Annotated in this window: 12 protein-coding genes; all 12 read right to left on the bottom strand. The window is 47.1% G+C overall.

The annotated features are described in order from the left end of the window. Window position 1: 1 nt before the first annotated feature. The 12 genes from pgeF to spoVE all read right to left on the bottom strand — a co-directional run bounded on the left by pgeF (window position 2) and on the right by spoVE (window position 12,632). Window positions 2-901 (bottom strand): peptidoglycan editing factor PgeF, encoded by a 900-nt coding sequence (gene pgeF, locus MKY73_RS08225; protein WP_339306756.1) that lies wholly within the window; start codon window positions 899-901, stop codon window positions 2-4. A 51-nt stretch (window positions 902-952) separates the two neighbouring features. Continuing rightward, a complete protein-coding gene (locus MKY73_RS08220; protein ID WP_339306754.1) occupies window positions 953-1,345 on the bottom strand; it encodes a YlmC/YmxH family sporulation protein in 393 nt (130 codons plus the stop codon). 174 nt (window positions 1,346-1,519) lie between these two features. Further along, a complete protein-coding gene (gene sigG, locus MKY73_RS08215) occupies window positions 1,520-2,302 on the bottom strand; it encodes an RNA polymerase sporulation sigma factor SigG (protein ID WP_017687309.1) in 783 nt (260 codons plus the stop codon). Between the two features lie 111 nt (window positions 2,303-2,413). Continuing rightward, a complete protein-coding gene (gene sigE / locus MKY73_RS08210) occupies window positions 2,414-3,136 on the bottom strand; it encodes an RNA polymerase sporulation sigma factor SigE (protein ID WP_017687308.1) in 723 nt (240 codons plus the stop codon). A gap of 11 nt (window positions 3,137-3,147) precedes the next feature. Further along, complete coding sequence (gene spoIIGA, locus MKY73_RS08205; RefSeq protein ID WP_339306752.1) at window positions 3,148-4,128, bottom strand: sigma-E processing peptidase SpoIIGA; 981 nt, start codon at window positions 4,126-4,128, stop codon at window positions 3,148-3,150. A gap of 262 nt (window positions 4,129-4,390) precedes the next feature. Beyond that, complete coding sequence (gene ftsZ, locus MKY73_RS08200; protein ID WP_253439311.1) at window positions 4,391-5,506, bottom strand: cell division protein FtsZ; 1,116 nt, start codon at window positions 5,504-5,506, stop codon at window positions 4,391-4,393. 150 nt (window positions 5,507-5,656) lie between these two features. Then, window positions 5,657-6,943 carry a cell division protein FtsA gene (gene ftsA / locus MKY73_RS08195; RefSeq protein ID WP_339235912.1) on the bottom strand — a complete coding sequence of 429 codons (1,287 nt, stop codon included), beginning with the start codon at window positions 6,941-6,943 and terminating at the stop codon, window positions 5,657-5,659. A 294-nt stretch (window positions 6,944-7,237) separates the two neighbouring features. Next, the gene (locus MKY73_RS08190) at window positions 7,238-8,005 is read right to left on the bottom strand and encodes an FtsQ-type POTRA domain-containing protein (RefSeq protein ID WP_339235914.1); all 768 of its coding nucleotides are present in this window, start codon (window positions 8,003-8,005) and stop codon (window positions 7,238-7,240) included. A 58-nt stretch (window positions 8,006-8,063) separates the two neighbouring features. Beyond that, the gene (gene murA, locus MKY73_RS08185; RefSeq protein ID WP_339306750.1) at window positions 8,064-9,347 is read right to left on the bottom strand and encodes a UDP-N-acetylglucosamine 1-carboxyvinyltransferase; all 1,284 of its coding nucleotides are present in this window, start codon (window positions 9,345-9,347) and stop codon (window positions 8,064-8,066) included. 17 nt (window positions 9,348-9,364) lie between these two features. Continuing rightward, the gene (gene murB, locus MKY73_RS08180) at window positions 9,365-10,270 is read right to left on the bottom strand and encodes a UDP-N-acetylmuramate dehydrogenase (RefSeq protein ID WP_339306748.1); all 906 of its coding nucleotides are present in this window, start codon (window positions 10,268-10,270) and stop codon (window positions 9,365-9,367) included. A gap of 147 nt (window positions 10,271-10,417) precedes the next feature. Further along, window positions 10,418-11,527: an undecaprenyldiphospho-muramoylpentapeptide beta-N-acetylglucosaminyltransferase gene (murG, locus tag MKY73_RS08175; RefSeq protein WP_339235919.1), complete on the bottom strand. Its 1,110-nt coding sequence runs from the start codon at window positions 11,525-11,527 to the stop codon at window positions 10,418-10,420. A gap of 7 nt (window positions 11,528-11,534) precedes the next feature. After that, window positions 11,535-12,632, bottom strand: a complete 1,098-nt coding sequence (gene spoVE / locus MKY73_RS08170; RefSeq protein ID WP_278298912.1) for a stage V sporulation protein E — start codon at window positions 12,630-12,632, stop codon at window positions 11,535-11,537. Window positions 12,633-12,659: the final 27 nt, after the last annotated feature.

Raw genomic sequence — 12,659 nt, 5'->3', positions numbered from 1 at the left:
GTCACCTCTCTTCCAGCCCAATCCAGCTCGCCATCCGCCCTGTAACACCATTTTCCTTCCGATAGGAGAAAAATAATTCGGGATGACAACTTGTACACCATGTTGTACATTCGATATGATCCGGCAATATTCCTGCTTTCATCATAATGTGTCGATTACATTCTTTCAAGTTTAACATCGTTTTACCGTTATCTAAGGATCGATATGCTTTTTTAGAAGCAGAATCCTTGTATTCATCATTAACCGGGGAATCATCAAACCAAACCCGTACATGCTGCATAACCGCCTCATCCACTTCATAACAGCAGTCCCCAATGGACGGACCGATTGCAGCTCGAATGTCCTGTCTGCGACTTCCGTACTCCCGTTCCATCGTCTCCACCATGGATACAGCGATACCTGCGACTGTTCCTTTCCAACCGGCATGAGCAAGACCGACGGCCTGTTGCACAGGGTCATAGAAATAAAGCGGGACACAGTCTGCATAGAAAGAAGTCAACAGCACACCCGGCACATTTGTAACCAATCCATCCGTATCCTGCAACGCCGACTGACGATCAAGTAATCCTCTGCTCCGATCTTCAGCTTTAATTACAGCCACATGTTTGCCATGTACCTGTTCTCCACAGGTCCAGGCCTCCGCTTCATAGCCAAGCTTCCCGGTTACAAGCCTGCGGTTGTTAAGCACAACTTCAGGATCATCCCCCACATGATAAGCGCAGTTAAGCGAAGCATAGGGTACACTTCCGACTCCCCCATGTCTTGTCGTAAATCCGACCGATAACTGTTCAAACTGCTGTCTCCAGGGCTCAACATATAATAATAACGGGTCAGAACCGAAATCTGAATTAGGGTTCTCTGTCCGTTCAAGTAATTCCTTATTCAATACAAAGGGTTCCATTCTCTCACCTCACCACTTCCAGTGTACCAAATGAGCCACATTCTGTCTCCTTTATATCGTTCGACGCTGATTACGGTCTGATCGTTCAATGCGTTCTACACGCTCCGTGCGGTTATGCTGCTGTTCGTCATACAGACGCGCTTCCCGATCACGCTCGTCATACGTGGTTTCCTTCACCTCATCCATCTTCACAAGAATCACATCCGAACCAATCTTTACAATATTTCTCCAGGGAATCACCAGATCCGTTCCCCCGCCAAAAAGTCCCATAAACCGGCTGTACCCCGGCACAACAATCGCTTCAATTCGTCCCTGCTTCAGATCCAGCTCCAAGTCACTGATCTGACCTAGGCGCTTACCATCCGTAATGTTAATGACATCCTTAGTCTGAAAATCCGAGATTTTCATGCCTCGTGCCGCAACTTCGCTCGTATTTACTTTCATTCATTCCCGCCCCCTGTTGTTCCTCTTCTTTCCGTTCCACACGCTTCTATACAATATATGTTTCAGGGGCGAAAAATGTCCTGTTTTTCATCGAATGTGGGGACGTCTTAACACAAAAAGACGACCAACGGTATACATAGCCCCGATTGATCGTCCTCCTGCCCTTACATTGTGTTACGACTTCACATGTTTTTGCATCTGTTGTATCGCTGATTTCTCCAGACGTGATACCTGTGCCTGGGAAATGCCAATTTCATCAGCTACTTCCATCTGGGTCTTGCCTTCGAAAAACCGCATGGACAAAATCATTTTTTCCCGTTGGCCGAGACGATGCATCGCTTCGCGGAGCGCAATTTCCTCGATCCACGACACATCCTTGTTTCGGTCATCACTGATCTGATCCATAACATAGATCGGATCTCCACCATCATGATAAATCGGTTCGAAGAGCGAAACCGGGTCCTGAATGGCGTCCAATGCAAAAACAACATCTTCCTTCGGCACATTCAGTACTTCCGCAATTTCGAATATCGTCGGTTCCCGGGAATTTTTATTCGTCAGGCTGTCACGGACCTGAAGTGCTTTGTAAGCAATATCCCTCAAGGAGCGAGATACCCGAATTGGGTTATTATCACGCAGGTATCGACGGATTTCACCGATAATCATCGGCACCGCGTAGGTTGAAAATTTGACATTCTGGGATAAATCAAAATTATCAATGGCTTTCATCAGGCCGATGCAACCAACCTGGAACAGATCATCGACAAACTCCCCCCGATTGTTAAAACGCTGAATGACACTGAGTACCAGACGCAGGTTGCCATTCACTAATTTCTCTCTTGCTGAGCGATCATGGTGTTGCTGAAGGGAATGAAACAATTCCCGCATTTCAGTGTTGGTGAGGACAGGCAATTTTGCGGTGTCCACGCCACAAATCTCGACTTTGTTTCGGGTCATCGTGATTTACCTCCCAAGGAGAAACATTAATGTACATTATCTCCGGGGCAGGCTTTTTTATTCGTACTTGGCACCCTTGCCAGTAATACCCATTCTGAGCAATGATGGTTTTCAGACCATTTTATTGAACTCCTTGCGGAGTCTTTTAATGATTCTTTTTTCGAGACGAGAGATGTAGGATTGGGAGATTCCAAGTAGATCTGCTACGTCCTTTTGTGTCTTTTCTTCCCCATCCGTCAAGCCAAAACGAAGCTCCATAATCATTCTCTCACGCTCCGTTAATTTTTCCAGTGCCTTGTGCAAAAGTTTTCGGTCTACTTGCTCTTCAATATTCCGATAGATTGTATCGTTTTCTGTACCCAGTACATCCGATAATAATAGTTCATTTCCATCCCAATCAATGTTAAGGGGTTCATCAAAAGAAACTTCAGTTCGGATCTTACTATTACGTCTCAGGTACATCAAAATTTCATTTTCGATACACCGTGAAGCATAGGTTGCCAGTTTGATTTTCTTTTCCGGGTCGAATGTATTAACTGCCTTAATCAGTCCGATGGCTCCAATGGAGACCAGATCTTCAATATTAATTCCTGTGTTCTCAAACTTGCGTGCGATGTATACCACCAGACGCAGATTGCGCTCAATGAGCATCGCGCGAATGGCCGAGTCTCCCGAAGATAATTTTTGCAGTAAAAATTCTTCTTCTTCCCTTGTCAAAGGCGGCGGAAGTGCCTCACTTCCCCCGATATAATAGATCTCTTCACTTTTTAGTCCCAACAAAAATAACAGACGGTAATATTGCAGCTGCGCCACCAGTTTCCATTTCACAAGCATGTACGTTCCTCCTATACCACATTCAGCGGCTTTTCTGTTGCTCCCGCAGAGAGAGCCGTAGACTGCGCAGAAGCAGCGTCTTGCACAAGTTCAGGATGAATCACGGCCTGATATTTCCCATCCGACGACAAAACACCTCCATCCAGCCCAATGAGTACCCTTGTCGTCTCATAACATGTTTCCCCCATCGTCACCTTCACCCGGTCCGGCTTCATTGCCAGCATAAACGCAGTGCCTTTGTTAATGCCTCGATAGGGCACTAGCCGCAGTCGATCCTGCCACTGAAAACTTTCCTGATCAAGCTCCAGAATAAGGTTGTCCGGCGCCTCGTCCTTGAGTCTACCCTTCCACGAAGCCGGTAACATGTCTTGCCACAACAATACCTCCATCACCATGACTGGCATACGCGATAAGGGATCTGTAAGTTGATTGCCCGTATCCAGAAGGCCTGTACAAGAAATGACTACCTCATCGATGCAGACCTCAACTTTACCCAAATAGGTCGTCATGCGATCTGTTTTCCGTTTTGAGCTCTGCACAGCTTTGAATACAAACAGGACAGCAAAGAATACGATAAACGTGAACCAGAAGGCAATCTTCAGATCAAATGACATCCCGCCAGAAGCCGTGAACCAAATGCCGTTAAACAGCTCACCGGAGCTCTGAAGCATGTAATGCGCACCCAGAATACCTCCGGCAGCGACAAAATTAATCACATAGAAGGTACCCAGCGTTTTCGTAAAAGCCTGCAGACCCTTAAAACCAAAAGCAATCGTAAGCATGACCAGCGAGAACCCGAACTTGATCAAAAAAGTGAACATAAAATCAAACTCCGGTACAAACATCATAACCACGTATAACGCGCCCACAATGGCTGACAGCAACCATCGCCACCAAACCAGCTTTGTTTTTCGCATCCAGGCGGTCATGCCGATGAGTGCACCGTCAATACACAGGTTTGTCAAAAAAATAAGATCCACATACACAACCAAACTCTTCACCTGCCTGCGCGCAACATATCGAAATACCGGTATCCCGATATCCTGATATTCATGAGCATATTCACAAGTATACGGAGACCCCTGTTCAAAGTCTGTCTAATCATGGGGGTGTGTTTCCAACTTTTTTTGTCGGAATTGCTCAGCCCTTTTGTTCAGAATTTGTTCAATGCTGTATGCTATGATATTTAAAAAAAACAGAAAAACCCGGTCGCTCCATAAGGAGTACCGGGTTATCTATAATTTGATTTGGGTATTAATCGTTATTATTATTGCGTGAACGATTGCGTAAAAATGTCGGAATATCCAGCTGATCATTGCTCGGCTGATTTCCGAACGGACGCAGATTCGGCGAACGTGTATCGGTTGTCTCCGTTGTTGCCGGAGCTGGCTTACGTCCTTGTGGAGGTGGAGCAGGTTTGTCTTCGAAACCAGTTGCGATAACTGTAACCTTGATCTCCTCTTTCAAATCTTCATCGATGATGGCACCAAAGATCATGTTCACTTCCGGATCGGAAGCAGAAGTTACGATCTCTGCCGCTTCGTTCACTTCATACAGGGACAGATTAACGCCACCCGTAATGTTCATGATTACGCCGCGAGCACCTTCAATGGATGTTTCAAGCAAAGGACTCATAATGGCTTTGCGTGCTGCTTCTGCCGCACGATTCTCACCTGTTGATTCACCAATCCCCATAAGAGCAGATCCACGTTCATGCATAATCGTTTTGACGTCAGCAAAGTCAAGGTTGATTAGACCCGGTACAGCGATCAAATCCGAGATACCTTGTACCGCTTGACGAAGTACATTATCCGCTTGACGGAATGCTTCAAGCATCGGTGTCTTTTTGTCTACAATTTCGAGCAACCGATCATTCGGAATAACGATCAGCGTGTCCACTTTTTCCTTGAGAGCTTCAATACCTTGCTCTGCATGGCTGGAACGTTTACGTCCTTCAAATGTAAATGGGCGAGTTACGACACCCACTGTAAGTGCACCGCACTCTTTAGCGATTTCAGCAATAACCGGAGCCGCACCTGTACCTGTACCACCGCCCATACCGGCTGTAACAAATACCATGTCTGCACCTTTCAACGTGTTCATGATCAGATCGCGGGACTCTTCCGCTGCTTTTTTACCTACATCCGGGTTTGCGCCAGCGCCAAGACCACGAGTCAATTTATCACCGATTTGCAATTTATGCTCGGATTTCGCCAGGTGTAATGCCTGAGCATCCGTGTTCACCGTAATAAATTCAACACCTTGTACACCATTTTCAATCATACGGTTGACTGCATTGCTTCCGCCGCCGCCTACACCGATGACTTTAATTTGAGCCAAGCTCTCCATCTCGAAATCAAATTCCAACATATTATTCCATCTCCCCCTCAATGTGCATGGATGGCCCGTCCAATTTTTGCTTTGAACCGAATCAATTTCATATATCGACGAACGAAAGCGTTTATGTTAGTACCAGCGCATTCAGACGGCTTCAAGAATGTATGAAATGGATCCAACCTGTTATATAAATTCACTGAACATATTCTTCAGCCGTTCGAACAGACCAGGTTTTTGCTCCGATTCCTGTGCCGTATTTGGCTTCGGACGGTTGGTCGGTTTCTTATTATTATTATTGTTATTGTTGTTATTTCCACCGCCGTTATTGATCGAGGGACGAATGCGCAAACTGCGAATTACACTGTGCAATATGCCGACTCCGCTTGTGTAGCCAGGGTCACGCACACCAATGTAATCCGGAACTGCAACTCGTACTGAAGCCGCAAGCTCATGCTGAGCGACCTGCAGAACCCCAGGCATAGAGACCGTACCTCCCGTTAGTATATAACCTCCAGGAAGCTCATTGTAACCAAGACGCTTCACTTCTTGAGAGATCATCTGGAATATTTCCTGAACCCTAGGTTCAATAATAGCCGCCAGATCCTCCTGTGAAAATTCCTTGTCTACATTACTGCCGATTCGGGTTACTTTGAACATCACATCTGCAGCAGCATCATCCAACCAGGCGCATCCGTATTTCAATTTCACCTTCTCCGCCTGATCCGTCAACGTGCGTAAGCCATAGGCGATATCATTCGTTACGAATTCCCCACCAATAGGCAATGTTGATGTTGCAACAAGACTGTCTTCTTCAAAAATGGCGATGGTTGTTGCGCCTGCTCCAATATCCACAAGCACTGAACCCATCGTTTTTTCATCTTTGGACAAAGCCAGTTGACCCGCTCCGAGCGACATGAGAACCAGATCGCTTACTTTCAGACCCGCTTTTTCCACGCAGCGCAAAAGATTATGTATCGCGGTTTTTGCACCCGTAATGATCGTTGCTTCAACTTCCAGACGAACACCAATCATTCCACGGGGGTCCTGTATGCCCTCCAAGCCATCTACAACATATTGCTTGGCGACAACATCAATAATTTCCCGTTCCGGCGGAACTGCAATTACTTCGGCTGCTTTCAACACCCGTTCCATGTCTTCTTCTCCGATTTCACGATCCTCGTTAGAAACAGCCACAACACCGTGACTGCTCATCAGTCCGATATGATTTCCCGAGATTCCAACATACACTTCGGATATTTGAATACCCACCATACGTTCTGCATGATCCACTGCGTTGCGGATCGACTGCACCGTCTGATCGATATCTACGATTACACCTTTGCGAATTCCCTCCGAGTCGGCAGATCCAACTCCTATAATATTAAAGGTTCCATTATTCATTTCCCCAATAATAGCGCGAATTTTGGATGTACCGATGTCCAAACTAACAATGATGTCATTGTTGCTCAAGTCTGTGGCACCTCCTGACTCCAATAGTAAATTACGTTCGAATTTAAACACTCTTAAAACATATTCAACACACTTCAGGCTTTCCCTCTTTTTTCTACAATGTTTTTGGGTGTCAAAATCTGGTTGCGAGACATAAAACCTTGAAGAAAAAAGAAGGAGGCAACTCATGTGCCATAAGTTCAAGTGTATCATTTTTTCTTCATCTCAGAAAGAACAAGTTTCATTGCTCTGACGGGGCCCAACCCCCGACCAGCCTAGGCTTTCATATTCAGTACAGCCTCATCATGGCAAAGGTCAAGGGCTTGCTCCTGGCTCAGCATCATCTTCCGGGTCATCCGGGATGAACGGGACATAGGTATCTGCCTCAAGCATGGTGATTTTCCCAGGCCGTTCGGTCTCTATCACCTGATTTAGATATTCCACTTTATCCGATAAAAGAGAGACGGTCGTAATCACTTCAAACTGTGATTTGGTATACATCCGAATCTGATCCGGAAATGAAGGCGTTGGATTCGGAATAATTTCCGAAATATCCGTCGTCAATTCATTCGGAATTTTAGCCAGTGTCTGACTCAGTTTGGCTTTGAGTGGATCATCAGCCTTCCATTGAGTCAATATGGGCTTCTCCACAGCAACACCAATTGTAGCCGGAACCGTCAAGCTTGTCCCACTGGCCAAAATCGCTTTAAGTGTACCGTCAGAACCAAGCTCATACGCAACGGTGTCATATTCCTGAACCTTGATATGGATAATACCCGGAAATTGCTTGTCCACGGTAACAGTTGAAATGGCCTTGTTGGTCTTGAGACGCTCAATCACCTCGGCAGTACTTGTCCCAAAAAATTGATCGCCTTCTTTCAGACCACTTTTCTCCAGCAGCTCTGAAGTCGCTGTATATACATTACCCGTAATTTCTATTGCCGAAATCCGACTCATGGAAGAACGAAAGAATAATACAGCGAGCAATACAATAAATAGTAATAAGAGAATAATTACAATTCTACGGCTTGTGTTTCCTTTTGGCCGATTCTTCTTCAGAACCGGAATTTGACTTTTAGGCATAAGTAGCGCTCCACAAAGCCTCAGGTCCCCTCCCTTCAAGAAGGGGACTCCAAGGACGTTAATTGGCAAAATCCAACTGTTTTGAAACGGGTGACTGTCGCTCAACCGATGCTCCAAGACTTTGGAATAACTTCTCGATCTGATCGTAGCCCCGGTCAATATGATGCACTTGCTCCACAACCGTTTTGCCTTGAGCAGCCAGACCAGCAATGACCAGAGCTGCACCTGCACGAAGATCGGTTGCTTCTACTGTAGCCCCGTACAGACGGGGAACACCACGGATAAATGCTGCGTTCAGATCGACTGAAATATCAGCCCCCATCACATTCAGTTCATCCACATGTTTGAACCGGCCCTCGAATACCGTTTCCTTCATCACACTGAATCCGTCTGCCAGACTGAGCAGCACCATGATTTGCGATTGCAAATCTGTCGGAAACGAAGGATACGGAGAAGTCACAATACGGTCTACTGATTTGGGACGGCTCATACAGCTCACCGTCATTATATCATTGCAGACTGTGATTTGAACACCAGTGCGCTTCAATACATGTATAAGTGAAGTAAGATGAGCAGGATTGCAGTGTGTAAGCGTAACATTGCCACGTGTGGCTGCTGCTGCAATCATCACGGTTCCGGCAACGATTCGATCCGGTATAATCTCATAGGAACAAGGCTTCAGTTTCTCAACGCCATTGATCGTAATCGTATCCGTTCCTGCACCAATGATACTTGCACCCATAGCATTCAGAAAGTTTTGCAGATCCTGTATTTCAGGTTCTCTTGCCGCGTTGCAAATGGTTGTCGTCCCTTTAGCCAGAACGGCTGCCATCATGATATTCTCGGTTGCTCCCACACTCGGGAAATCCAAAAGAATATCTGTACCCTCCAGATTGCGGCCATGGCAGATAATCTGTTGGTCCTGCTCTTCAATCAAAGCTCCGAGCGCTTCCAGGCCCCGGAGGTGAAGATCAATTTTGCGTTCTCCGATGGCACAGCCTCCTGGCTGATACACTGACACATGCCCAAACTTAGCCAGCAATGGTCCCATCAAAAAAATGGAAGAGCGCATCTGCTTCATTAGATCTTCTGGCACATCATATGACCGAATCTGCGAGGTATTAATGGTCACTGTTCCCTGTTCATGCCGACACGTGCATCCAAGCCGTTCCAGGATATACAGCATCACTTCAATGTCCAGCAAGTGTGGAACGTTATGCAGTGTAACTTCTCCATCTGCCAACAAACTTGCGGCCATAATCGGTAAAGCGGCATTTTTTGCTCCATGGATGCGTATGGATCCTGAGAGGGGTTTCCCGCCTTCAATCACCAATTTGTCCAATGTATCACCTCCGGGGTTTACCGTTCACCCACTACGAAGACTTCCGGTACCAGGTTAATACCGTTTTGAGATGATATAGTGCTCTGAATCTGCTGCATTAGGGTGATAACGTCCTCTGCTGTTGCTTGGCCTGTATTGACAATGAAATTGGCATGCATGGTGGATACCTGTGCGCCTCCCTGAGTCATGCCTTTGAGCCCTGCTGCTTCAATCAGACGGGCTGCATGGTCACCCGGTGGATTTCGGAATACACTGCCTGCACATGCCATCTGCAGTGGCTGTGTGCGTCGTCGGCGATCTTTGTAAGCTGCCATGGTTTCCGAAATGACTTTGCGTTCTCCATGCTGGAGTTCAAATGTAGCTTCCAGCACGATGCCTCTCCGATCATGCAGAACAGAGTGGCGATAAGCAAAATCCATGTCCTCCTTGCTGTAACGTACCAATTCCCCTGTCTCCAGTACAATCTCAGCGAATTTGAATATCCGTGACACATCCGATCCATGAGCACCTGCATTCATGTATACGGCTCCACCGACAGTGCCGGGGATACCGCTGCCGAATTCCAGACCGGTCCATTCCTTTTTGGCAGCAACCACACTGAGTTTAACAAAAGAATGTGCTGCTCCGGCAGTTACACCACCTTCGTGAAATTCGGCATAATCAAAGCCATCGCCTGGTTTCACCACAACACCACGTATTCCTTTGTCTGACACCAGCATGTTCGAGCCCCGTCCAAGTTGCATCCACGGAATCTGAAACTTGTGAAGCAATTGAACGAGATTCATCATCTGCTCTTTATTCTCGGGAATGACCAGTGCATCCGCAGGACCGCCGATCTTCCATGTGGTGTATTTGGCTAGCGATTCGTTTTCAAGAACTCTGCCAACATTATTCTGGGATAGTAACGACATCCACTGGTGCATGTTTGCTTCCTCCTTTGCTTCCAAACCGATGAGCACGGTATTCTGTTGCTAAAGAACGTGCTCTGGCGCCATGGAACGATGGTCACGATTTATACGGTATCTTATGTCAGCCCCGTCTTGTGTGTGACAATCGCCCACAAACGCACTTTACCGGCGTGCAGCAAGACGCTGAATTTCATGAACAAGCACTTCAGCAGCATCGGGTTTACCCAACTTCCGGGAGGCCTCAGCCATTCGTTTGCGTCCCAATTCATCATTCATAATTTTGGCGATGGCTTCATACAGGACTTGGCCTGTAAGATCCTTCTCCAGCATCGTGAGTGATGCGCCCCCACCTTCAAGCGTACGTGCATTGGCTTCCTGATGATTGTTAGTCACGTTAGGCGAAGGAATCAGAATGGAAGGAATACCCAGTGACGTAATCTCCGCAAGGAATGATGCACCTGCGCGGTTTACAATCAAGGATGTACAAGCAAGCACCTCAGGCATATTATGCACGTAAGGCAAGACATGCAGATGGTTCGGCATCGTACCCAATGAGCTGCGAATGGCTTCACGCGTTTCATCAAAATAGGTATCCCCTGTCACATAAACCACATGTACATCGTCCAGTTGTTCCAGCATTGGCGCCATATCCACCATGGCCTGATTGATTGCTTTTGCCCCTCGACTGCCACCAACCACAAGAACAACACGGCTGTTCATCGGTACACCTAACGTGGCAAAACCACGATCACGGCTAGCCTGGGCTACCGTAGTCGCCCGTGGATTACCGGTGTAGATCACCTTTTTCGCGCCGGAAAACGATTTTTCAGAACCTTCAAAGCTAACTGCAACCGTGTCCACATACCGCATCAAAAATTTGTTCGTCAGACCCGGGATGGCGTTCTGTTCATGAATTATACTCGGAATCCCCAGTTTTGTTGCTGCATATACCACAGGTCCACACACATATCCACCTGTACCGATCACAACATCCGGTTTGAATTCCTTCAGCATTTTTTTGGACTTGCGTACACCTTGAATGAAACGCATGACCGTTTTCAGGTTGTCGATGGATAATTTCCGCCGAAAGCCCGTAATATCAATGGATTTAAAAGGAATATTTTCCTGGGGAACCAGCTTGCTTTCCAGCCCTCTGGTTCCTCCAATATATAGAAATGTCGAGTCCGGGTTCTCCGCCTCACATTGTCTTGCTATGGCAACGGCCGGATAGATATGTCCACCCGTACCGCCACCGCTTAGAACGACTCGCATCGCATAGTCACCTCGCATAACGGGATAAATTCACTAAAATGCCCAGTGCTGTGAGCATGAGGGTCAATGATGATCCGCCGTAGCTGATCAGAGGTAATGTAATGCCTGTGACAGGCATCATGCCAATGACAACACCAATGTTAATAATGACCTGCACAGCGACCATACCGACGATCCCAACACCAAGCAGACTGCCGAAGGCATCCGGAACGGTCATCGCTACACGCATCCCTCTCCACACCAGCACCAGAAACAGCAATAATACAATCATTCCACCTATAAAGCCGAGTTCTTCGGCCAAAATACTAAAAATAAAGTCCGTTTGAGGTTCAGGTACATAACTGTACTTCTGCCGGCTCATCCCCAATCCCAATCCCGCCAGTCCACCAGGACCAATGGCGTATAACGATTGAATGATCTGATATCCGGCACCCAGCGGATCGGACCACGGGTCCAAAAACGCTGTGATACGCTGCAACCGATAAGGTGCTGCGGCAATCAAAGCTGCAAACCCGGCTACGCCGCCAAGAGCAAGCAGGCTCAGATGTTTCATTCGCGCTCCGGCTGTGAAAATAATAAGCATCGATGCACCCATCATCACGGTGCCTGTCCCCAAGTCAGGTTGCAGCATAATAATCCCAAAAGCCAAACCGATCAATCCCAGCGGTGGCAGGAGCCCCGTTGTGAAGGTTTTGATTTTGCCCGGTTCCTTGCTCAGCCAGTGAGCGAGAAACAAAATCATGCCCAGCTTCATGAATTCTGAAGGCTGGATACCGAATGAACCAATGCCCAGCCAACTTCGTGCACCACCGCGAACCACGCCGATGCCAGGAATGAGCACCGCAATGAGCATAATAAAACAGGCGATTAATATTGGCTTGGCATACTTTCTCCACACCCGGTAGTCCACGTTAGCGGTGACGAACATGGCCACAAGCCCAAGCACCGCAAACAAGGCCTGTCTTTTTACAAAATAAAATGAATCGCCATAGTCATGAAAGGCTAGTACCGAGCCCGCACTATATACCATTACGATGCCGATGGCAAGCAAAGCCAAAATACTAATCAGCAACCAAATATCTGGTGCCGGTCGCGTCTGTTTCATCAGGAGGCCACCCCTTGCATGGAAGTA

It is taken from the genome of Paenibacillus sp. FSL R5-0519 (assembly GCF_037974275.1).
GTDB lineage: Bacteria > Bacillota > Bacilli > Paenibacillales > Paenibacillaceae > Paenibacillus.
The sequence above is the reverse complement of the archived record's forward strand: the minus strand, read 5'-3'. Positions and strand labels throughout refer to the sequence as shown.

Bases quoted from the DNA above. Each gene is read 5' to 3' on its own strand.
- ftsZ (WP_253439311.1), bottom strand. From the start codon at position 5,506: ATGTTGGAATTTGATTTCGAGATGGAGAGCTTGGCTCAAATTAAAGTC.
- MKY73_RS08190 (WP_339235914.1), bottom strand. From the start codon at position 8,005: ATGCCTAAAAGTCAAATTCCGGTTCTGAAGAAGAATCGGCCAAAAGGA.
- murB (WP_339306748.1), bottom strand. From the start codon at position 10,270: ATGCACCAGTGGATGTCGTTACTATCCCAGAATAATGTTGGCAGAGTT.
- sigE (WP_017687308.1), bottom strand. From the start codon at position 3,136: ATGCTTGTGAAATGGAAACTGGTGGCGCAGCTGCAATATTACCGTCTG.
- MKY73_RS08220 (WP_339306754.1), bottom strand. From the start codon at position 1,345: ATGAAAGTAAATACGAGCGAAGTTGCGGCACGAGGCATGAAAATCTCG.
- murG (WP_339235919.1), bottom strand. From the start codon at position 11,527: ATGCGAGTCGTTCTAAGCGGTGGCGGTACGGGTGGACATATCTATCCG.
- spoVE (WP_278298912.1), bottom strand. From the start codon at position 12,632: ATGAAACAGACGCGACCGGCACCAGATATTTGGTTGCTGATTAGTATT.
- sigG (WP_017687309.1), bottom strand. From the start codon at position 2,302: ATGACCCGAAACAAAGTCGAGATTTGTGGCGTGGACACCGCAAAATTG.
- pgeF (WP_339306756.1), bottom strand. From the start codon at position 901: ATGGAACCCTTTGTATTGAATAAGGAATTACTTGAACGGACAGAGAAC.